We start from the raw sequence: 22,156 nt of genomic DNA, 5'->3' as shown, positions 1-22,156 counted from the left end.
TTATGTCGTATTGGAGGGGTTAGATTGCCAAAAAAGTGGTTGCTTCTTTTTGTATTTACCTTTTTTATGTTGTCTAGTTTGTTTGTTGGTGTCCCGACAGGTTCTGCAGCTTCCAGTGGAAAATTTATTATCATTAACAAGACTATCAATCGGCTCGCATACTTTGAAAATGGTAAGTTTATAAAACAGTTCAAAGTAGGAACAGGGAGACAAAAATCGTATACACCAGAAGGCAGGTTCAAGATTGTAGTTAAGATTAAGAACAGGCCTTACTATAAGGGACACATTCCTGGTGGAGATCCACGTAATCCTCTAGGTAACCGCTGGCTTGGTTTGAACGCCCGGGGAACATGGGGAACGACATATGCAATTCATGGCAACAACAATCCAGCCTCCATTGGAGGGTACGTCAGCAGTGGCTGTATTCGGATGTATGATAATGAGGTTGAATGGCTGTTTAATCAGGTGCCAACAGGTACCACAGTTATCATCACATCGTCAGGTAAATCTTTCAATGCAATTGCGGCAGCCAATGGGTATAAAGTTAATGGCGGGTCTAGTGCACCATCTGTTCCTGTTAGTTCCAGTGGAGAAATCCTTAAAAAAGGCAGTCGGGGTCCTGCCGTCCAAGAGCTTCAGCGCAAGCTGACCTCACTTGGATACAGTACGAATGGTGTGGATGGTGTCTTTGGAGCAAACACAGATAGTGCCGTCCGCAAATTTCAACAGGCCCGTAAATTAACAGTTGATGGGGTTGTGGGGCCAGCCACGAAAAAAGCGCTCGGAATTAAATAATGGCTGTGTTAAAGGTCACTGTTGATTTTATAGCCAAGTTGATTGGAGCGGAAGGCGCGAGACTCCTGCGGGAGGACGGGGCAGGGGAGACCCCACAGGCGCTTAGCGCCGAGGAGGCTCCCCGGACGGCCCGCGGAAAGCGAAGCGCCTGGAGCGGAAATCAACAGCCCAGTTTAACAGAGCCTAAATAATAAATATTAACTAGTTGCTCCAATTGATGAGCAACTTTTTTTGTATAGACAATAAAAAAAAAACACTTTATTATTACCAAAAATAAAACGGATGAAAAAGAAGAAAATTACACAAATTTAATATAAAAACCTTTACATAGAGTAAGATTTTAAATTTTTGGAGGTAATGGTATGAGTCGATTGGACAGGCTCAAGATGGAGAAAGTGGAACCAAAGCATTGGCGTCAGTTCAACGAGTTATTGCGTTATGTGTTCCAAGTAACCAAAAAAGACCTGCAAACGGTGGGTTGGGAGGAACGTGAAATAGCCTTAGCAAAACTGCCTGTTTTGGAACAGGCAGATGTGTTGGGGTGGTTTGATGGTGAAAAATTGATCTCCCAAGTAGCTGTCTATCCCTTTCAAGTAAATATTTTTGGACGAACATTTGAAATGGGAGGATTGACAGGTGTAGGCACCTATCCGGAATACGCAAATTTGGGATTAATGAATAAGTTGATTTGGCAAGCGCTCGCAGATATGAAAGAAAGAAAACAATCGATTACCTATTTATATCCATATTCATTACCTTTTTATCGGAAAAGAGGTTGGGAGATTATTTCCGATAAGATGACCTTTGAAATAAAAGATTATCAATTGCCGAGGGTAAAAAAAGTCTCTGGCTATGTTGATAGGCTAACTACAGATCATCCAGACATTAAAACGGTTTACAAGCTCTTTTCTAGTAAACGACATGTAGCCATGATTCGAAATAATTTAGCTTGGGATGAGTATTGGAGATGGGATTTGGAGGAATTAACGGCAGCTGTTTATTATGATAGTTCCCACCAGCCGCAAGGGTATTTGTTGTACTGGATATCTCATGATGTGCTTCATATCAAAGAAATGGTCTATATGAATGAAGAGACGCGGATCGGACTCTGGAATTTCATCAGTGCCCATTTTTCTATGGTATCAAAAGTTGTCGGAGCTATCTATACAGATGAACCCTTGGCATTTTGGCTGGAAGACGGGGATATTAAAGAAACAATCGCACCCTATTTTATGGCAAGAATTGTGGATGTTAAACAGTTTATAAATCAATACCCGTTTAGAGCACTAGGCATAGATATAAACCTGACAATATTGCTTAATGATCCACTACTTGAGTGGAACGAGGGATTATTCACACTCCATGTTTCCGCCGCAGGTCAGGGAGAACTGACTCAAAGTGAGGATCAGCCTCTAGTGGCTGTTGATATCCAGACACTGACGACAATGTTACTCGGGTACAAACGACCATCCTATTTGGCAGCGATCGGCCGATTAACCAGCAATGACCAAACCGTGGAAATATTGGAGAATTTAATTGAACGACAGACTCCCTATTTCTCAGATTATTTTTGAATTAGATAAAGAAACAGTTAATTTCCTCTTTCGAAAAAATAAGGAAGAGGATTTTTATTAATTAGTTGTTAAAAATAAATATACCAACAAAGGGCAAATATAGTTTATTATTATGGAATAATATTTTTATCTTAAAGGAGATTTTTAATGAATTTTTCTGCCAAACAAATTGTCTTTATTAGTTTTATGCTTTTTTCAATGTTTTTCGGTGCAGGTAACCTTATATTTCCACCTTTTCTGGGGCAATCAGCGGGTACGCATCTTTGGACAGCTCTTGCTGGTTTTATAGTTTCAGCTGTTGGACTACCTATTTTAGGCGTTATAGCGGTTGCAAAGGCAGGAAGCTTTAACGAGCTAAACCAAAGGGTTCATCCTTTTTTTGCATTCATTTTCCCATTTTTGATTTATATCGCTATCGGACCTGGACTAGCTATTCCTCGTGCAGGGAGTCTTGCGTTTGAAATGGGGTTAGCTCCTTTTTTGCCAGGACATTTAGTAGGCAACCCTGTTTCTTTGTTAGTGTATAGCATCATCTTTTTTGGATTAGTGGCATGGTTGTGTATGTTTCCGTCGAAACTTATTGACCTTTTCGGGAAATTATTGACTCCTATTCTTTTGGCATTAATTACGATTATTTTTATAAAGAGCTTAATTGACCCAATAGGTACATTTGCAGTACCGAAGGGAAATTATGAGACAAATCCTGTATTTCAAGGGGTGTTAGATGGTTATTTAACTATGGATGCACTGGCTGCTTTAGCTTTTGGTATCGTGATAGCAAACACATTAAAAGCACAAGGTGTCCACGACAACAAAAAAAGATCTTTATACATGATGTACGCAGGATTAGGTGCTGGATTACTGCTAACCGTGATTTATCTGATATTAGGGTATTTAGGGGCGGCAAGTTCGTCTTTAGGACAAACGGAAAATGGGGCACAAATATTATCCAATGTAATGACTCACTTATTTGGTCAAAGCGGCACCTTAATTTTAGGCTTAGTTTTTACAATTGCATGTTTCTGCGTGTCCATTGGTTTAGTTACTTCCTGCAGTCAATTTTTCGCAAATGCCATTCCAAAAATAGATTATAAGAAGTGGGTTATTATCTTATCTGTTCTGAGTACCGCCATTGCAAATTTAGGATTAACGCAAATATTAAAGATTTCCGTTCCGATACTTGGGATGATCTACCCGTTGGCGATCGTAATTATCTTTTTAGGCCTCATCGATGATTTTATTAAAAGATATCCGCAGATTTATATCTATGTTGTAAGTTTTGTTGCTCTTTTTAGTATCATAGATACGATTAATAAAACTTTCCTCGCAAATAAATGGAGTGGGGTACTAGAAATTTTTCCTTTATATTCGGAAGGACTTGGTTGGATAGTCCCAGCACTAATTGGTTTAATAGTGGGGTATCTTATTGGGACGTTAAGTGGTACCTCATCAGAAAACAAAAACCATTCGAGGTAATAGAAGATAATAATGAACATTAAAAAACACGGCTGATTCTAACCGTGTTTTTTGTCGGCTTTTTTCTCACTTAGAGCGCGGTAAATTTGCGTATACATACTGCCTTGAACAATATTTTGTAGGAAAAAGTCTCCAATAAGCTTTAAGTATTCTTCATCCTCAAACATTTTTTTGTTTTGTAATTCCATTTCAGCTAAGCCTTCATATTTGGTAAGTAGTGCATATGTATGATCCTCACCTGAAACGGGTGTTAAAATCTCGACATTTTGATCATAATTCTCATTTCTGAATGTTTTTAGTTCCTTTAAATTTTCAATACCTTCTTTAAATTTATCCTGTTTGATCTCAAATGTCTGATACACAAAAATTGCCACTTGCAGCATCCCCTAGATGATATTTTACAAACCTATCATTACATTTCCCTCAGATACTAAATTTATTCTTCAATCAATGTTCTTCCATTAAAGCTGTAGGTTCCACGTTTGAAATGGAAATATTTCGTTCCACTTAAAAATCTCCTCTGGAGAATAATATCAATAGAAAACCTAGATATGAAAGGATTAGGTGGAAAAATGGAATCATACCAACCAGGACAAATCGTTCATATAATTATTCGGAACCCGCATGCACAGGATGTAGCCAATATCCAAGAAGCCGCAGTTGTGCAGAATCCTGAGAACCCTGATCAACTAGCACTTTTTGTCTACGAAACCTATTACCCTTTAACAGATGAAATTGCTGTCTATTCGTCGGCACATGAGGCGGAATCTGCTTATCAGGAGGCTTTTGGAATGGCAGAGATGGGGGATTATTATGGTTAAGCCTTTTGTTCCTCAACTCGTTTACGTTGAACCAAGTGCACTGGAATATCCACTTGGGAAAGAGTTAATTGCCAAATTTGAACATATGGGCATTGAAATAAGGGAAACAACTTCACACAATCAAATAAGAAACTTACCTGGAGATAATGATTTTCAAAAATACCGCACCGCTAAATCCACGTTGGTCATTGGGGTAAGGAAAACATTAAAGTTTGATACCTCCAAACCATCTGCAGAATATGCCATCCCGTTTGTGACAGGATGTATGGGCCATTGCCATTATTGCTATTTACAGACAACTATGGGCAGTAAACCTTATATTCGTACCTATGTCAATCTTGAAGATATTTTTGAGGCTGCAGAGAATTACATGAAAGAACGTGCACCTGAACCAACCAGGTTTGAAGCCTCCTGTACTTCCGATATCGTGGGCGTTGACCATTTGACCCATACATTAAAAAAGGCGATAGAGTTTTTCGGACAGTCTGAATATGGCAAGCTCCGCTTTGTAACTAAATTTGCACATGTAGACCATTTACTTGATGCTAAACACAATGGAAAAACTCGTTTTCGCTTTAGTGTCAATGACGATTATATTATCAAGAACTTTGAACCGGGAACATCAAGACTGCCCGATAGAATAGTGGCAGCAGGTAAAGTGGCAGGCGCTGGGTTTCCTTTAGGTTTCATTATTGCCCCGATATATCTGCATGAGGGATGGAAGGAAGGATATAAAGAAATGTTAGAAAAGCTGGAGGCGGAACTTCCGGAGTCGGCTAAACAGGATTTAACCTTTGAAATGATTCAGCATCGTTTTACAAAACCAGCTAAGCGTGTGATTCAAAAAAATTACCCGATGACAAAACTTGAATTAGATGAGACCAAACGTAAATGGAAATGGGGACGCTACGGGATTGGAAAATTCGTCTATACGAATGAAGAGCAAGAAGATATAAAAGATACTCTTGGCAGATATATTAACACCTATTTTCCGCAAGCAAAAATAGAATATTTCACATAGAAAAAGAGGGATTCAATTGGAATCCCTCTTCATCTTATGATTCAGTTGCATCTCGATTAAACGATGTCACTTGTTGTTCGCCGCTCTCATTAAGCTCGTTATCTCGTTTTATACGACCTTTGCCAACAGCAAGAGCCACAAAAACCCCGACTGCGATAAAGATGAGCCCTGTCAAGAAAACCGTAGAAAAAGAATCGGACCAGGCAATTTGAATAGCATGAATCACGCTATTTTGGATATCTTCAGGCATTTTTAAAAGACTCGGATTGAGTAGTAAACTAAATAATGAATCCGTTTTTTCTGAAAGAGCTGTTAATGCTTGGTGTGCAATTGGATTTTCAGTACCATTAGCTGCAGTAACCATTTCTCCTTTAAGTGTGTGATTCATGATTGAATTTAAAACGGTAATCCCAATTGTTCCACCTATGGAGCGAAAGAAGGTGGAAGCTGATGTAACAGTCCCCAGTTGGGATTTTGGAAATTCATTTTGAATCGCAATCATTAATGTAGGCATAACTAAGCCCATCCCTAAACCAAGAACAACCATATATGCATAAGCAGTGTATTCGTTTGAATCGATCCCCATTGTACTCATTAAAAAGAATCCTAAAGCACCAAGCAGCATACCTGCTGTTAGTACTGAGCGAAAGCTAAATCTTAGTAATAGTTGCCCGCCAATTATACTTGCAGCAATTAAAGCAATCATCATTGGAGTCATAGTAGAACCAGCCTGGGTTGGTGAAACGCCAAGAATACCTTGCATGTACATAGGTACGAACATAATGGCCCCAAACATACCAAGACCAAGTAAAAATCCTAAAGCATTCATCGTTGCAAATGTTCGGTTTTTAAAAAATGAAAGATCCAAGATTGGTTCAATTGCTTTTCGTTCAATGAAACCGAAAATGATAAGCAGTATAATGGAACCACCGAAAATAAGGAAAGATGTGGTTGAGGCCCATTCAAATTTATCCCCTCCGAATGTCAAACCTAGCAATAATAGGACAATGGCAGGAATTAATGTGATAATCCCTAAATAATCAATATTAACTTTGCCTTTACTTGCAACTGTTTCGTTTTTGAATCCCATAAAGATTAAGATAGCGGAAAGAAGTCCAAAGGGAACGTTAATCAGGAAAATCCAGTGCCAGCTAATGCTATCAACAATAAGTCCGCCTAAGAAAGGACCGATAACTGAACTTAACCCAAACAGCCCACCAAAAATCCCTTGCCATTTAGCCCGTTGTTCAGCTGTAAAGATGTCCCCAATGATTGTCTGAGAAAGGGGCATAATCATCCCGCCGCCGATACCCTGAAGACCTCTATAGATGACTAGTTGTTCCATAGATGTTGCAGTTGCACACAGACCTGAACCAATAATAAAGATAATCGTTCCGATTAAATAGAGGAACCTTCTACCGTACAAGTCAGATAGTTTACCAACGATCGGGACAACCGTTGTCGATGTGATCATATAGGCAGTAGTAACCCATGCAAAAATGGTAAAGCCATTTAATTCCGAAATAATCGTAGGCATGGCTGTTCCTACGATGGTTTGTTCTAAAGCACTGAAAAACATACCAATAATTAAGCCGGTAATGATTAATTTTGTATTTATCTGTTTTTCTTCTATATTCATATATTTTTCTCCTAACTGGATGTTATTAATTAAGTACCGTCATAAAATATACAATAAAACTGGCTGGTCAGTCAATCATTTTTATAGTAAAGGATAGTTGAAACATATCCTCTATATGTCAAAGTCATAAAAATCAGCAATTTCCTTGGTGTATTTTTCAAGTGCAAGAATTCCTTTAAAGTTAGAAAGCATCCCTTTAATGACAGGAAGACGAGGGCTATGTTTACTCATTTCTTCTTCAAGGACATCCAGTGAAATTTCCAACGCTTCTCTATTTTCCATTGAATCGATTTCATTTCTCATCTTTTCAACAATATTATTTAGATTTACAGGTTCAAAACATTGCTTAGAGTTTTTGATAATGTTTCCCAGCTTTTCCTCAGTTAAGAAGGGTTCTTCGTTTGAAATATCTTTTACGATACTATCCATCCTTCGCATTAAAAAGTGGGATAACTCTTCAATCTCAAACTCCGCTGGTTCCATTATCAATAACCCTACATACGATTGAAAAAACCCTTCAAGAATAAATGCCAGATCAATTGAGTAAGGCTCTGTGTTTGATCCATAAATAGAAACTAATCCTTTGCGATATAATAAATGGAATTCAAAGCGCTTTTTAAAAAATAGCTTTTTAATTTCTTCATTCCTTGGGATCGCTTGTTCTTTGGAGAGCATTGTTAAAAACTCTTTATGTCCGATAAAGGTTCCGAAAAAAGCAGAGATTTGTTTAATGAATTTTTCTCGGGGCGATAAATCTTGGTTTTCAAAAACTAATCTACTTGATTCAATCGTTTCAAATATATATTCCAGAATTGCGAGTAATAAATCATCTTTGGACTTAAAATGTAAATAGAAAGCTCCTTTAGAAATATTACTTTCAGTAGCAATTTCTTGTATAGACGTCGAGGAAAAACCTTTTTGAGCAAAAAGCTTCATCCCTGATTTTATAATAACTTTCTCCTTTTCTGTCAAAATAAACCCTCCATTAATTGATGTTCCTATGCCATAATGAATATTTCTTGACTTATGACCGGTTGGTCAGTATGATTAAATCTGTTATGACCGTATAGTCAATCCTATTCGAATCAGACCAAAATGTCAACAATGTATAAGAAGGAGCGAAATATGAAGAAAATCATTCAGTTTTCATTGAAGAACAAATTTGCCGTATGGCTGTTAACCATTATTATTACAATTGCTGGATTGTATTCGGGGATGAACATGAAACTCGAAACTATTCCAAATATCAACACACCACTTGTTTCAGTTTTGGCGGTATATCCTGGTGCGACGCCAGAACAAGTAGCTGAAAAAGTTACAGAACCGATTGAAAAACGAGTGGAGAATTTAGACGGGGTTTCTGTTGTTAGTTCCTCTTCGTTTCAAAATGCTTCATCTATACAGATAGAATACAATTTTGATAAAGATATGGAAAAAGCTCAAAATGAAGTGAAGGAAGCATTGAGCAATCTGAAACTTCCGGACGGAGTAGATGAACCTAAAGTTTCCCGGATGAGTTTTTCTGCATTCCCAGTCATGTCATTAAGTATTACAAATTCCAAACAATCTTTGGCAGAATTAACAAAAACAGCTGAAGAAGAGATTGTTCCAGAACTTGAAGGTATTGAAGGGGTATCTACCGTTCAAATTTCAGGTCAACAGGTTGACGAAGTTCAATTGAAATTTAATCAGACTAAATTAAAGGAATATGGCTTATCTGAAGAGACGGTAAAAAATTTGATCAAAGCTTCTGATGTAACCATTCCATTAGGATTATACACGTTTAAAGATACACAAAAGTCCGTTGTTATGGATGGTAATGTTACTACAATAGACGACTTAAAAGCAATTAAAATTCCCGTCATTCCATCGGTAGGTGGCACCCAACAAGGAATGACGGGCAGTCAACAAAACCAGGGACAACAAGGTATGACTGGAGGCCAAGTTACCCAAGGCAAACAATCTGCACAAGCACCTGCAGCTATCCCTACTATAGAACTAAAAGATATTGCCACAATTGAGGTAATTGGGAAAGCGGAATCTATTTCTAGGACAAATGGAGAAGAGTCCATCGGAGTGCAGATTACAAGTGCACAAGACGCAAATACAGTGGACGTTGTGAACGCCGTCAAAGAAAAATTAAGTGATTTTGAAGGTAAGATTGATGGCTTAAAGGTTACTACCATTTTTGATCAGGGGAAACCGATCGAAGAATCAGTTTCAACAATGCTGAATAAAGCCATATTTGGTGCAATTTTCGCCATGATTATAATTTTGCTTTTCTTAAGAAATTTCCGCACAACGATAATTTCAGTTATATCGATTCCATTATCCATATTAATTGCGATATTACTGTTAAAACAAATGGATATTACGCTTAATATGATGACACTTGGAGCAATGACAGTAGCGATCGGCCGAGTCATTGATGATTCGATTGTTGTCATCGAAAACATTTTTAGACGGATGTCACTTAAAAATGAAACTTTAAGTGGTAAAGAATTAATTGTCGCCGCCACTAGAGAAATGTTTATGCCCATTTTTTCATCCACAATAGTAACAATTGCTGTGTTCCTTCCATTAGGCTTAGTAAAAGGGCCTGTAGGGGAAATGTTTTTACCTTTTGCATTAACCATCGTATTCGCATTAATGGCATCTCTATTAGTAGCCATTACGATTGTTCCGATGATGGCTCATTCCTTATTTAAAAAGGGCATATCAATGAAACAAGAACATGTGGAAAATAAACCAGGTAAATTAGCATTGGGATATAAAAAGGTTCTCAATTGGTCATTAAACCATAAAATCATTACTTTCGGTTTAGCTATTCTGTTATTAGTAGGCAGTTTGTTCCTTGTACCAGTAATCGGGGTAAGTTTCCTTCCATCTGATGAACAAAAAATGGTTGTTGCCACTTATAAACCAGCACCTGGTGAAACATTGGATGAAGTTGAACGGATTGCAACCGAAGCAGAGGGATTTTTCGAGAACAGAGCAGGAGTTAAAACAATTCAGTTTTCCGTTGGTGGAGAAAATCCAATGAATCCAGGTCAAAGTAATTCGGCGATGTTTTTTGTTGAATATAATAAAGATACAAAAAACTTTTCACAAGAAACTGAAAATGTGATCAAAGATTTGAACAAAAGAAAAGATAAAGGCGAATGGGCTAGTCAGGATTTTTCAGGTATGGGATCATCCAATGCTCTGTCGTTTAATGTATTTGGGGACAATATGAATGATATTGAACCAGTCGTAAACAATATTTCAAAAATTTTAAAACAAAATGATTCACTTAGAAATGTGAAAACTAGTATTGCGGATACTTATGAAGAGTATACCTTAGTAGCTGATCAGAAAAAGTTAAGTCAATTAGGACTTACTGCTGCGCAAGTTGGCATGGAACTAGCTGGTAATGGACAGCGTCAAGTATTGACAACAATTAAAAAAGACGGCAAAGAAATGAATGTCTATTTAGAAGTTGAGAAAGATGATTTTGAAGATATTAATGAACTTACTGATAAGACAATTCAATCCCCTATGGGTATGGCAGTCCCTATTAAGGATGTCATCGATATAAAACAGGGAAATACATCTGATACCATTACAAGACGAGATGGTCGTATCTATGCAAGTGTTAGTGCTGAAATTACTACCAAAGATGTCTCTAAAGTTTCAGCTGCGGTTCAAAAGAAAGTCGACAAATTAAAACTTCCATCATCCGTCGATATTTCAGTAGGCGGGGTTACGGAAGATATTGCAGAATCATTTACACAGTTAGGCTTAGCTATGCTTGCAGCCATTGCGATTGTCTATTTAGTTCTCGTTATTACATTTGGTGGAGGGTTAGCACCGTTAGCGATTCTATTCTCTTTACCATTTACGATTATCGGCGGTCTTTTAGGGTTATTGATCTCTGGTGAAACCTTAAGTGTTTCTGCTATGATTGGTGCCTTAATGTTAATTGGTATTGTTGTAACGAATGCAATTGTATTAATCGACCGTGTTATTCATAAAGAGAATGATGGACTTTCAACAAGAGAGGCCATTCTTGAAGCAGCTGGAACACGCCTTCGTCCTATTCTTATGACAGCTATTGCGACAATTGGTGCACTTATACCACTAGCAGTCGGTATGGAGGGAAGTGGACTAATTTCGAAGGGATTAGGTGTCACGGTCATCGGTGGACTGACAAGTTCGACGCTGCTTACATTAGTAATTGTACCGATTGTGTATGAAACGCTGATGAAACTTAAGCGAAAAGAAAAGAAGCAGATAGAAAAAGCTGTATAATTGAAATAAAAATATTAGAAGCTGATTCGTAGATCATTTAGATCAATGAATCAGCTTCCTTTATTTTTAGGCTGAATTAAAGGTCATTGTTGATTTTTATAACCATGTTGATTGGAGCGGAAGGCACGAAGACTACTGCGGGAGGACGGGGCAGGGGAGACCCCGCAGGCGCTTAGCGCCGAGGAGGCTCCCCGGACCGCCCGCGGAAAGCGAAGTGCCTGGAGCGGAAATCAACAGCCAATTTAACAGAGCCTTAATTTATATGAGACCTTGACATTTAAAAAAAATGGAGTATAGTAATATTTTTGTGTTGCCCAATTTGATTATTTCTAAAATATTCATGGATTGTTCATATTTAAATGCTAATATAGATGATAGACTATTGGGAACAGTATCCACCCATTATATTTAAAATAATGACTAAAATTATATAATAATAGACTACAAGGCAGGTGCTATATGAATAACTTATTGCAAAAAGGTCAAAGTATTTTTAATAAATATGTTGGCTTTTTCTTTTTGACTGTGTTTTTCCTATGGATAAAAACATATATCGTTCAGTTAACGCAATTTGACTTAGGAATAGAAAATTCACTTCAGAAGTTTCTATTATTTATCAATCCGCTCGGATCTGCCTTACTTTTCTTAGGACTTTCTTTCTTTTTAAAAGGTAGAAAAAAGTATATCGGGCTGATTGTCATCGATTTTCTTTTATCGATTTTATTATATGCGAATATCATATTTTACCGTTTCTTTAATGATTTTATTACTTTACCAACATTAACGCAGACACAAAATTTTGGCGATGTAAGCGGAAGTGTGACGTCCCTATTAAAACCGTATGATTTTTTATTCTTCATTGATATCATTATTTTGGCTGCCTTACTTGTTTCTCGTTTTGTGAAAATAGAGGCTAATGACATGAATCGTGGGAAAGTCGCAGCATTATTCTCAATGGCTCTTGCGATTTCTAGTGCGAATCTAGCCCTAGCTGAAACGGACCGTCCTCAATTATTAACAAGAGGATTTGACCGAAACTATATCGTGAAATATTTAGGTATGTACAATTACACAATTTATGATGCCGTTCAAAGTACGAAAGCATCCGCTCAAAGGGTTATGGCGAGCAGTGATGATATTACTGAAGTCGTTAACTATACAAAATCGAATTATGCAAAGCCAAATCCAGCTTACTTTGGTGCTGGAAAAGGAATGAATGTAATCTATCTTCATCTTGAATCAATGCAAAACTTCCTTATTAATTACAAGTTGAATGGGGAAGAAGTAACACCATTTTTAAATTCATTAACGAAAGATCAAAATACGCTTTACTTTGATAATTTCTTCCATCAAACTGGACAAGGTAAAACGTCGGATGCTGAATTTATGTTAGAAAATTCATTATATGGATTACCTCAAGGGTCAGCATATACGACAAAAGGTTTAAACACCTATGAGGCTGCTCCCGCAATACTAGGTCAGCAAGGCTATACGTCTGCTGTATTTCACGGGAATTCAGGTAGCTTCTGGAATCGTAATGAAATTTATAAATCATTTGGTTTTAACAAGTTCTTTGATTCAAACTACTATAAAATAGATTCTAAAGATCTAGCTGAGTATGGACTGATGGATAAGCCATTTTATGAACAATCGATTCCACTTTTGGAATCTTTACCAGAGCCATTCTATACAAAATTTATTACCGTCTCGAATCATTATCCGTATCCGATTAATGAAGAAGACGCAACGATTGCACCAGGTACAACGGGTGATAAATCGGTTGATGGGTATTTTCAAACTGCACGATATGCGGACGAAGCATTGAAGCAATTCTTTGACTACCTGAAAAAATCAGGTTTATATGATCGTTCCATTATTGTGATGTACGGGGACCATTATGGTATTTCAGAAAATCATAATAAAGCAATGGCACAGGTAATGGGAAAAGAAATTACACCATTTGAAAATAGTGGATTACAGCGCGTGCCTTTATTTATTCGTGTCCCAGGAATGGAAGGTGGAGTAAACCACGAATACGGTGGTCAAATCGATCTTCTTCCAACACTTCTTCACTTGCTTGGCACGGACACAAAAGAATATGTCCAATTTGGAACCGACCTATTATCTGAGCAGCATGATGATGTAGTTCCTTTCAGAAATGGAGGCTTTGTAAGTTCAACTATCACCTCTATTGATGGTAAGTTCTATGATTCCAAAACGGGAATGAAAATAGATAAAGCTAAAACCGAAGAAGCTAAGAAAGATCAGAAAATCGTCGAATATAAATTAAAGCTTTCAGATAAAGTTGTCAATGGAGATTTATTACGTTTCTACAAACCTGAAACGTTTATTCCTGTCGACCGTTCAAAATATAACTATAATCCCACGACTGATGTGGAACCCAATAAGTAAGTAAACCAAAGAGGGCTGCCTAAGTAAATTTTCTTAGGCAGCCCTCTTTGTGCATTTCGTTTCTATTTCCTGAATCTTTTCCTGTAGATAGTAGGAAGATAAGATCATGGACTACTAGTGAAAGGTGAGGGAAATAGTGGGGAAGATTTTTCATATTTACCAAACAGATTGGAGAAATATATTTAGGGTTCCAACTGTAGTTTTGTTAATTGGGGCACTAATGATCCTGCCTTCTGCCTATGCATGGGTTAATATCAAATCGATGTGGGACCCTTACGGCAATACATCGGGGATTCGGGTGGCCGTTAGCAACGAGGATGAAGGAGCGGAAATTCGTGGGAAGAAATTTAATGTTGGAAATGATACTGTAAAAGGCCTAAAAAAAAATCACCAGCTTGGTTGGGTTTTTGTGAATCGGAGGGATGCACAGAGTGGCGTAGAGAAAGGGGACTACTATGCATATCTCATTATCCCAAAGGATTTTTCAAAGAAACTTACGAGTATTTTAGAAGTGAACCCTCAAAAACCAAATATAGAGTTCGCTGTTAACGAAAAAATCAATGCCGTGGCCCCAAAAATTGCAAACTCAGGGGCATCGAGTGTTACTTCGCAAATTAGTCAGGCGTTTATTAAAACGGTAGGAAATGAGTTATTCTCTTTATTTTATAGAGCAGGTATTGAGCTTGAGCAAGCATTGCCTTCCATTTATAATGTTGAGAAACAAATCTTTGAATTAGAAAAAGCATTACCGCAGATAGAGGAAATGGGAAAAAAGGCGATTGAACTGGAGAAGAGGCTGCCTGAAATACAAGCAAAGGGACAGAAAATTATTGAGCTTGAACAAAGAATTCCCGAAATCCAGCAGGCCGGCACCAGTATCTTGAAAGTTGAAGCTAGTTTGCCACTTATAAAGGACGCCGGGGACAAAGTGATCGTACTACAAGGGAAACTTACTGATATGCAGCGTACCACCGATATCATTTCAGAAGTAGGATCGAATTTAAATGAGATAGAAACGAAACTTAACCAAGCAATCGATAGCGTAAAGGATACAAAACAGGTAGATACTACAGCAAATCAAGAGCAATTAGACCAATTGTACGAGGAGTTAGTAAAAATCCATAGTAGCATCCATGACACTCGGACTGGCATTCAACAGAAAGTGGACGAAGCAACTCGGGGTATAAATTCAGCAGCCTTATTTTTTAAAAATGATTTGCCCAAGGTTGAACAGAAACTACATAAGGCGGCTGAGTTTGTGCGGAATGATTTGCCAAAAGTGGAGGAAGACATTCGAAGAGCCAGTAATCTTGTTCAAACTAGGCTTCCCGAACTTGTAAAAGTTGTTCATAAAGCAGCGGACTTAGCTCGAAATGACTTACCTGAATTTGAAACAAAAATTAGAAGTGCGGCCGATAAAATCCGTAAGTTTGAAGGCAGTGTGAATATAAATGATTTAATCCAATTTCTTAAACATGATCCACAAAAGGAAAGTAACTTTTTATCGAGCCCAATCCTATTGAAAACGAAAAGGTTATTTCCTATCCCGAATTATGGATCGGCGATGACCCCTTTTTATACGATGCTGGCTCTATGGGTCGGGGCTACTCTCCTGATTGCTTCCTTAAAAGTAGATGTCGATGACCCTGAGAATAGATACAAAAGCTACCAAATCTATTTAGGGAGGCTGCTAACATTTCTGACGATCGGCATCTTCCAAGCAGCCATTGTAGCTCTGGGTGATTTGTTTTTAATTCACACGTATGCTGTGGACAAACTTTGGTTTGTACTTTTAAGCATTTTTATCAGTATCGTGTTTGTTATGATTACGTATTCCTTATGTTCGGTGTTCGGAAATATTGGAAAAGGTTTAGCAATCCTTTTCTTAGTCCTGCAAATATCTAGTTCGGGAGCTACGTTTCCAGTTAGTTTGACCTCTTCCTTTTTTCAAAAATTAAACCCCTTTATGCCGTTTACGTATGCGGTAAGCATGCTCCGTGAAACGGTCGGTGGAATGATCAAAGAGGTGGTTATTAAAGATATCCTTTCATTAATGGTCTTTGTATTCATTAGTTTTCTTGTAGCATTGATATTAAAAAAACCTTTAAGCAAACGGATTCAACAAACAGCAGAAAAGGCCAGAACGACTAAGATCATTCCTTAGTTAGTGCAATAGAGGTGGACAATTGTCTGCCTCTTTTTTTATATGTGATCAGTCTAGGATTTTTTAAATATTGTAATAAATCATATTGACAATTCCTATGTGTATGGTAGGATTAATTTTAATATTAAATATTCTTATCAAGTTTGGCTGAGGAGACTGGTCCAATTAAGCCAAGCAACCTGGTGGGAGATAAGGTTTAAATCGCATTTCCTGAGTGGATTGGCGGTTTTTGAAAGGGAGGCGAATCAACTGGAAGGTTCAGAATGGCAAGAAGTAAAGGAACATATTGAACGTATGCTGGACACATTAAAATATGGATCTATTACACTAGTAGTTCAGGATGGAAAAATAGTACAAATTGAGAAAAATGAAAAGGTTCGTCTTCAATCAAATAAAATTCGCTGACTAGAAAAACTTGAGGCGGTCTACACCTTTTTGTGGTGGGAGACAGCCTTTCTATTTTGACAAAGGGGGTCCATAGAGGATGACAAAAGCAGTGACTTATAATAATTGGAGTGAAATCTCGGAAAACTTCTCTATTCAGGATGAGACTAAGGGTGCCAGGTCTGTTTTAGAGTGGGCATATAGCAATTATCCTGAAGGGAAAATTATCTATGCATCCAGTTTTGGTGCTGAAGCAATTGTATTAATCGATTTGATTTATCAGGTAAAAAAAGATGCTCAGATTGTTTTTTTAGATACAGGGCTCCACTTTCCTGAAACGTATGAAGTGATTGATAAGATTGAAGCTCGTTTTCCAGAGTTACAAATCGAGCGAAAAACCCCTGATTTGAGTTTAGACCAACAAGCAGCAGAATATGGCTCGGCATTATGGAAACGTGATTCAAACCAATGCTGCCAAATCAGAAAGGTCATCCCTCTGCGCGAGGCATTAACTCCAAAAGATGCATGGATTTCAGGTCTTCGGAGAGAACAGTCGCCAACAAGGAAGGATACGCAATTCGTTAACAAAGATGATAAATTTAAAAATATAAAAATCTGTCCATTAATTCATTGGACGTGGGATGAGGTTTGGTCGTACATCAGGGAAAGAGACCTCCCATATAACCAATTACATGATCAAAACTATCCAAGTATTGGCTGTTTCCCATGTACACAGGCCGTCGGAACAAATGGTGATTCCCGAGACGGGCGTTGGACGGGCAGCAGTAAAACGGAGTGCGGTTTGCACTCTAAGTAAAGGAGGTCATTCCTACGCTTACCATAATTGCGGTTTCAATAGGATTATTTTTTGCAGTAAATATTGGTGCTAGTGGTGCTGCAGCGTCGATGGGTATATCCTATGGAGCCGGTGTAATAGCAAAAAGAAAGGCATTGGCTCTATGTGCCATTGCAGTTTTCCTAGGTGCTTGGCTAGGTGGAGAGGAAGTCGTAAAGACTATCGGGAGCGGGATTGTCCCTAGCAGTACTTTTACGACGGCGATTGCCTTGATTGTGCTTGCCTCAGCAGCATTATCATTATTCCTAGCCAACATTTTTGGGATTCCTCTTTCGACCAGCGAAGTGGCAGTAGGATCAGTTATTGGGGCAGGTGTAGTATATCAATCGGTTTTTGTAGGCAAGGTTTTGTGGATAGCAATGTTTTGGCTGCTTACTCCTTTTGCTGCATTTGTTATTGCCATTTTGGCTGCATCACTATTGAGGCGACCATTCATTAAAACATGGATGGAGAAGTCAAAAGCTGGTCCTATATTAGCAATCATTGTTGTACTTATGGGCTTGTTTGAAGCCTTCTCCGCTGGAATGAATAATGTAGCAAATGCAGTTGGACCACTTGTTGCCGCAGGATTAATGCATAAGGGAGATGCGGTCATCTGGGGCGGTCTAGCCGTTGCACTAGGTGCCTTCTTTCTAGGTAACCGGGTGATTGAAACCAATGGAAAAAAAATAACGACTCTCAGGATAGAAGAAGGTTGTGTAATTTCAGGTACTGGAGCAAGTATTGTTACTGCTGCTTCGCTGTTTGGTATTCCTGTCCCATTAACGCAAATTACCACTTCCTCCATTATCGGTATTGGCTTTGCCAAATATGGAAAAGCAGTTCTAAAAAAAGATATTGTGGTTCAGCTATTAACTGTTTGGATTGTATCTCCTGTTTTATCGATGGTACTTTCATACACCATTATTCAATTGGTGATTGAACAGAACTTCTATCCAATTATTGCAATGATAGGTGTTTTAATCTCCGTATTTGGCGTATTGTTCCTAATGAAGAAATCACCTTCAAAGGTAGGAGTCCCGAATACGAAGGTAGCGAATAAATTAAAATTTGTAGAGAAAGGTTGATCAAAATGTCATACTTACCAAAACCTCATGGAGGAAAACTTATTCAAGCGTTCGACCCAAATTACAATCTTACCACAATCGAAAAGGAAATTGAAATTGATGCAATTGCATTAAGTGACCTAGAATTAATTGGAATCGGATTATTCAGTCCTTTAAAGGGCTTTCTCGGCCAAAAAGACTATGAATCTGTCGTGAGCAATATGCGTTTAGCAGACAATACCATCTGGTCTATCCCTGTAACATTGCCCGTATCTTACGGTGTTGCTGAAACACTTGTGGCAGGAGAAGAGTACAAACTTTCATTTAACAAGGAAGTCTATGGTGTTATTAGGGTTTCAGAATGGTATGAACCTGATTTAGACAAAGAAGCACTTGAAGTATATAAAACAGAGGAACTTGCCCACCCTGGTGTGAAACGTCTTTACGAAAGAGGACCTGTTTACGTTGCTGGGGAAGTTGTACTAGTAAAAAAAGCCGAAAAAGGAGTATTCGGTGATGTGTGGTTTGAACCGAAGGAAACACGGGCCATTTTTGAAGAAAAGGGCTGGAAGACTGTTGTAGGTTTCCAAACAAGAAATCCTATTCATCGTGCACATGAGTACATTCAAAAAGCTGCCCTTGAAACGGTCGATGGCTTGTTCGTCAACCCGCTTGTTGGCGAAACAAAGTCAGATGATGTCCCTGCGGATGTCCGTTTGAAAAGTTACCGTGTTTTACTAGAGAATTATTATCCTAGCGAACGAGTCCAACTTGGTGTGTATCCAGCAGCTATGCGATATGCAGGACCAAGGGAAGCCATTTTCCATGCACTTGCCCGTAAAAACTTTGGTTGCACCCATTTTATTGTTGGTCGTGACCATGCAGGAGTTGGAAATTATTACGGAACTTACGATGCCCAGCATATTTTCAGTAATTTTACAGAAGAAGAACTTGGTATCAAGCCTTTGTTCTTTGAACATAGCTTCTATTGCAATAAATGCGAAGGAATGGCTTCAGATAAAACTTGTCCGCATAGCAAGGAAGACAGAGTGATTCTTTCTGGAACAAAGGTGAGAGAGATGCTACGAGCAGGAGTACTTCCACCGTCTACCTTTAGCCGCAAAGAAGTTGTTGAAGTGTTAATTGAGGGAATGAAAGAAAAAGCAACAGTGTAAGGAGGAAAATAAATCAATGTCTAAACCAACGAATATTACTTGGCATGAAACATCTATTTCCAAAAAAATTCGGCGTGAAAAAAATGGTCACGGAAGCTGTGTACTCTGGTTTACGGGACTCTCAGGATCGGGAAAATCAACTATCGCAAATGCTGTATCGAACGAATTGTTCCGTCAGGGAATCAATGAATATGTCCTCGATGGTGATAATATTCGCCACGGTTTAAACAAGGATCTTGGTTTTTCCGATTATGACCGAACTGAAAATATCCGAAGAATTGGCGAAGTTGCCAAGTTGTTTGTCGACAGCGGCAAAGTGGTGACCACCGCCTTTATTTCACCATTTCGCTCTGATCGTGAGCAAGTGCGGGCTTTATTTGAAGACGGTGAATTTATTGAAGTTTTCGTCCAATGTCCAATCGAGGAATGTGAACGTCGCGATCCTAAGCAACTCTATGCGAAAGCGCGTCGTGGCGAAATTAAAGATTTCACGGGAATCGATTCACCTTATGAAGCGCCAGAACAACCGGAAATCACACTTCGTTCTGATCAGGTAAGTGTGGAAGAGGCAGTGGAACAAGTCTTTGCTTATTTAAGAGAGAAAAAAATTATCTAAATGATGAATTAATAAAGGGGCAGCGAGAATGAGAGGGATTCTTTACATTGGCCACGGCACACGCTCAAAAGAAGGAGCAGAGGAAGCAAATTCCTTCATAAATAGAGTAATGGAACGAATTGATGTTTCTATTCAGGAAATGAGTTTTCTTGAGTTGACCGAACCAAGTATTGAGGAAGGCTTTCGGCGCTGTGTGATTAGGGGAGCGACTGAAATTACAGTCATTCCCCTGTTCTTGTTGGCAGCAGGTCACATTAAAGAAGATATTCCTCGTGCACTTACTTCTCTTCAGAAGCGGTTTCCGAAAATCGAAGTGAAAATAAGGAATCCTTTTGGTGTCCAGGGGCGGATTCTCGATGGAATTGCTGAACTCGTTAGGAATACTGTCGTAGATTTATCTTCGGAGGATTCCATTTTAATTGTTGGAAGAGGAAGCAGTGACCTGAGCATTCACACTGCCTTCGCACAGATATCTGAAGGGATTCAGGAACGCCTCAGAACGAAACTTGTTTCTGTTTGTTATTTGGCTGCAACTGAGCCCAAGTTCCCAGTAGGTCTTGAGGCTATTTCCAAAAATTCAACTGGAAAAATAATCGTTGTTCCTTATTTATTATTTTCCGGTCTACTTTTAACTGAAGTCGATCAAAAGGTCAGCATGAGACAAAATCTTGATCAGCAAATTATCCACACAGGTTCACTTAGCAAACATCGAGTCATTGAGGATATCATCATTGAACGGGTTGCAGGATGTTAAAAATACGCTAAGTATTATTAAAGCACATTAGCTAATAGTCCAATGGATTATTAGCTATTTATTTGGAATTATATTATATAAATGATCTTAAAACCTGAACTAAAGTTCACTTTTTAATAGGATAAATGTTATAATAAAGGTGTAAATGTAAATATCTCTTACATAAATAAATCTATTAGAAGAGAGGCTAAAGCAGGGGATAATAAAATGGGAAAATCTAACGAAAAGATGTGATTTTGTGACAGAACTTATAAATGAAAAAATTCAACACCGCAAGTTACCACTTCGAAAAGTTATTCTTCGAACCATTGCTATTACAATTGGAGCCATTCTTATGGCTACCGGGTTAGAGATTTTTTTAGTTCCTAACCATGTTATTGATGGCGGCATTACAGGTATTTCAATTATGCTTGCCCATATAATTGGATGGAAATTAGGGATTTTCATCTTCATTTTAAACTTGCCTTTTGTTTATATGGGATATAAACAGTTGGGGAAAACCTTTGCATTTTCTACTGTTTATGGAATAATCGTTTTATCTATTTTTGTATCATTTTTCCACCCGATTCCTGCATTTACAGATGATATTCTCCTTGCTACTGTTTTTGGGGGGATGATTCTGGGTATGGGCGTAGGAATCGTCATCCGAAATGGCGGAGCGTTAGACGGGACAGAAATATTGGCACTTGTGATCACTAAAAAGGTCCCATTTTCAGTTGGCCAGATCATCATGTTTATCAATATCTTTATCTTAGGAGCTGCCGGTTTTGTGTTTAGTTGGGACCGGGCGATGTACTCTCTGTTAGCCTATGTTATTGCATCTAAAGCGATAGATGCTGTTGTTGCAGGATTAGAAGAGTCCAAATCTGTTTGGATTATTAGTGATGAGGCAGAAGAAATTGGAAATGCTATCAATGCCAGACTGGGAAGAGGGGTTACTTACATTAAGGGTCAAGGTGCCTTTACTGGAGATAGCAAGAAGGTCATTTTCAGCATTATCACGAGGTTGGAAGAATCTAAATTAACCACAATTGTAGAGGATATTGATCCGACAGCCTTTTTAGCTATAGCAGACATTTCAGAAGTCCGTGGAGGCCGATTTAAGAAAAAGGATATTCATTAACAATAAATAA

At 38.3% G+C, this 22,156-nt stretch carries 18 protein-coding genes; 15 read left to right on the top strand and 3 right to left on the bottom strand.

What is annotated here, in order from left to right:
- The first annotated feature begins 24 nt into the window (after window positions 1–24).
- The 3 genes from AB7942_RS19975 (at window position 25) to brnQ (ending at window position 3,845) form a co-directional block, all read left to right on the top strand.
- Window positions 25–795, top strand: coding sequence for a L,D-transpeptidase family protein (locus AB7942_RS19975; RefSeq protein ID WP_369448222.1), 771 nt, complete (start codon window positions 25–27; stop codon window positions 793–795).
- A 362-nt stretch (window positions 796–1,157) separates the two neighbouring features.
- Complete coding sequence (locus tag AB7942_RS19970; protein ID WP_369448221.1) at window positions 1,158–2,369, top strand: GNAT family N-acetyltransferase; 1,212 nt, start codon at window positions 1,158–1,160, stop codon at window positions 2,367–2,369.
- A 147-nt stretch (window positions 2,370–2,516) separates the two neighbouring features.
- Window positions 2,517–3,845 carry a branched-chain amino acid transport system II carrier protein gene (brnQ, locus tag AB7942_RS19965; protein ID WP_369448220.1) on the top strand — a complete coding sequence of 443 codons (1,329 nt, stop codon included), beginning with the start codon at window positions 2,517–2,519 and terminating at the stop codon, window positions 3,843–3,845.
- A 38-nt stretch (window positions 3,846–3,883) separates the two neighbouring features.
- Here the strand turns inward: brnQ and AB7942_RS19960 are convergent, their stop codons facing one another.
- Entirely contained in the window at window positions 3,884–4,219 is a 336-nt protein-coding gene (locus AB7942_RS19960; protein WP_088086773.1) for a hypothetical protein, read from the bottom strand.
- Between the two features lie 198 nt (window positions 4,220–4,417).
- On the opposite strand from AB7942_RS19960, the gene AB7942_RS19955 reads away from it, so the two are divergent.
- Together AB7942_RS19955 and splB are read left to right on the top strand one after the other, a co-directional pair.
- The gene (locus AB7942_RS19955; protein ID WP_369448219.1) at window positions 4,418–4,666 is read left to right on the top strand and encodes a transcriptional regulator SplA domain-containing protein; all 249 of its coding nucleotides are present in this window, start codon (window positions 4,418–4,420) and stop codon (window positions 4,664–4,666) included.
- Window positions 4,659–5,687, top strand: a complete 1,029-nt coding sequence (gene splB, locus AB7942_RS19950; RefSeq protein ID WP_098932074.1) for a spore photoproduct lyase — start codon at window positions 4,659–4,661, stop codon at window positions 5,685–5,687. Before AB7942_RS19955 ends, splB begins: the two co-directional genes overlap by 8 nt.
- A gap of 34 nt (window positions 5,688–5,721) precedes the next feature.
- Here the strand turns inward: splB and AB7942_RS19945 are convergent, their stop codons facing one another.
- Complete coding sequence (locus tag AB7942_RS19945) at window positions 5,722–7,326, bottom strand: MDR family MFS transporter (protein WP_369448218.1); 1,605 nt, start codon at window positions 7,324–7,326, stop codon at window positions 5,722–5,724.
- A 111-nt stretch (window positions 7,327–7,437) separates the two neighbouring features.
- Entirely contained in the window at window positions 7,438–8,298 is an 861-nt protein-coding gene (locus tag AB7942_RS19940) for a TetR/AcrR family transcriptional regulator (RefSeq protein WP_369448217.1), read from the bottom strand.
- A 153-nt stretch (window positions 8,299–8,451) separates the two neighbouring features.
- Between AB7942_RS19940 and AB7942_RS19935 the strand changes: the two genes are divergently transcribed.
- The 10 genes from AB7942_RS19935 (at window position 8,452) to AB7942_RS19890 (ending at window position 22,146) form a co-directional block, all read left to right on the top strand.
- Entirely contained in the window at window positions 8,452–11,616 is a 3,165-nt protein-coding gene (locus tag AB7942_RS19935; RefSeq protein WP_369448216.1) for an efflux RND transporter permease subunit, read from the top strand.
- Window positions 11,617–12,075: 459 nt separating this feature from the next.
- Window positions 12,076–14,028 (top strand): lipoteichoic acid synthase, encoded by a 1,953-nt coding sequence (gene ltaS / locus AB7942_RS19930; protein WP_369448215.1) that lies wholly within the window; start codon window positions 12,076–12,078, stop codon window positions 14,026–14,028.
- Window positions 14,029–14,164: 136 nt separating this feature from the next.
- Window positions 14,165–16,192: a YhgE/Pip family protein gene (locus AB7942_RS19925; RefSeq protein ID WP_369448214.1), complete on the top strand. Its 2,028-nt coding sequence runs from the start codon at window positions 14,165–14,167 to the stop codon at window positions 16,190–16,192.
- Between the two features lie 249 nt (window positions 16,193–16,441).
- Entirely contained in the window at window positions 16,442–16,597 is a 156-nt protein-coding gene (locus tag AB7942_RS19920) for a YezD family protein (RefSeq protein ID WP_285289242.1), read from the top strand.
- 79 nt (window positions 16,598–16,676) lie between these two features.
- The gene (locus AB7942_RS19915) at window positions 16,677–17,393 is read left to right on the top strand and encodes a phosphoadenylyl-sulfate reductase (RefSeq protein ID WP_369448213.1); all 717 of its coding nucleotides are present in this window, start codon (window positions 16,677–16,679) and stop codon (window positions 17,391–17,393) included.
- An 89-nt stretch (window positions 17,394–17,482) separates the two neighbouring features.
- Window positions 17,483–18,499 carry a sulfate permease gene (locus tag AB7942_RS19910; protein WP_483310889.1) on the top strand — a complete coding sequence of 339 codons (1,017 nt, stop codon included), beginning with the start codon at window positions 17,483–17,485 and terminating at the stop codon, window positions 18,497–18,499.
- 5 nt (window positions 18,500–18,504) lie between these two features.
- Window positions 18,505–19,653, top strand: a complete 1,149-nt coding sequence (gene sat, locus AB7942_RS19905; protein WP_369448212.1) for a sulfate adenylyltransferase — start codon at window positions 18,505–18,507, stop codon at window positions 19,651–19,653.
- A 16-nt stretch (window positions 19,654–19,669) separates the two neighbouring features.
- Window positions 19,670–20,269: an adenylyl-sulfate kinase gene (gene cysC / locus AB7942_RS19900; protein ID WP_369448211.1), complete on the top strand. Its 600-nt coding sequence runs from the start codon at window positions 19,670–19,672 to the stop codon at window positions 20,267–20,269.
- A gap of 28 nt (window positions 20,270–20,297) precedes the next feature.
- Window positions 20,298–21,023, top strand: a complete 726-nt coding sequence (locus AB7942_RS19895; protein WP_369448210.1) for a sirohydrochlorin chelatase — start codon at window positions 20,298–20,300, stop codon at window positions 21,021–21,023.
- A 238-nt stretch (window positions 21,024–21,261) separates the two neighbouring features.
- Window positions 21,262–22,146: a YitT family protein gene (locus AB7942_RS19890; RefSeq protein WP_369448209.1), complete on the top strand. Its 885-nt coding sequence runs from the start codon at window positions 21,262–21,264 to the stop codon at window positions 22,144–22,146.
- Window positions 22,147–22,156: the final 10 nt, after the last annotated feature.

This window comes from Neobacillus sp. BF23-41, assembly GCF_041106275.1.
Note: the sequence above shows the minus strand (reverse complement) of the source record. Positions and strands in the feature narration are given on the sequence as shown.

Bases quoted from the DNA above. Each gene is read 5' to 3' on its own strand.
- AB7942_RS19970 (WP_369448221.1), top strand. From the start codon at position 1,158: ATGAGTCGATTGGACAGGCTCAAGATGGAGAAAGTGGAACCAAAGCAT.
- ltaS (WP_369448215.1), top strand. From the start codon at position 12,076: ATGAATAACTTATTGCAAAAAGGTCAAAGTATTTTTAATAAATATGTT.
- AB7942_RS19935 (WP_369448216.1), top strand. From the start codon at position 8,452: ATGAAGAAAATCATTCAGTTTTCATTGAAGAACAAATTTGCCGTATGG.
- AB7942_RS19915 (WP_369448213.1), top strand. From the start codon at position 16,677: ATGACAAAAGCAGTGACTTATAATAATTGGAGTGAAATCTCGGAAAAC.
- sat (WP_369448212.1), top strand. From the start codon at position 18,505: ATGTCATACTTACCAAAACCTCATGGAGGAAAACTTATTCAAGCGTTC.
- AB7942_RS19945 (WP_369448218.1), bottom strand. From the start codon at position 7,326: ATGAATATAGAAGAAAAACAGATAAATACAAAATTAATCATTACCGGC.
- brnQ (WP_369448220.1), top strand. From the start codon at position 2,517: ATGAATTTTTCTGCCAAACAAATTGTCTTTATTAGTTTTATGCTTTTT.
- AB7942_RS19955 (WP_369448219.1), top strand. From the start codon at position 4,418: ATGGAATCATACCAACCAGGACAAATCGTTCATATAATTATTCGGAAC.
- AB7942_RS19895 (WP_369448210.1), top strand. From the start codon at position 20,298: ATGAGAGGGATTCTTTACATTGGCCACGGCACACGCTCAAAAGAAGGA.
- splB (WP_098932074.1), top strand. From the start codon at position 4,659: ATGGTTAAGCCTTTTGTTCCTCAACTCGTTTACGTTGAACCAAGTGCA.
- cysC (WP_369448211.1), top strand. From the start codon at position 19,670: ATGTCTAAACCAACGAATATTACTTGGCATGAAACATCTATTTCCAAA.
- AB7942_RS19910 (WP_483310889.1), top strand. From the start codon at position 17,483: ATGGGTATATCCTATGGAGCCGGTGTAATAGCAAAAAGAAAGGCATTG.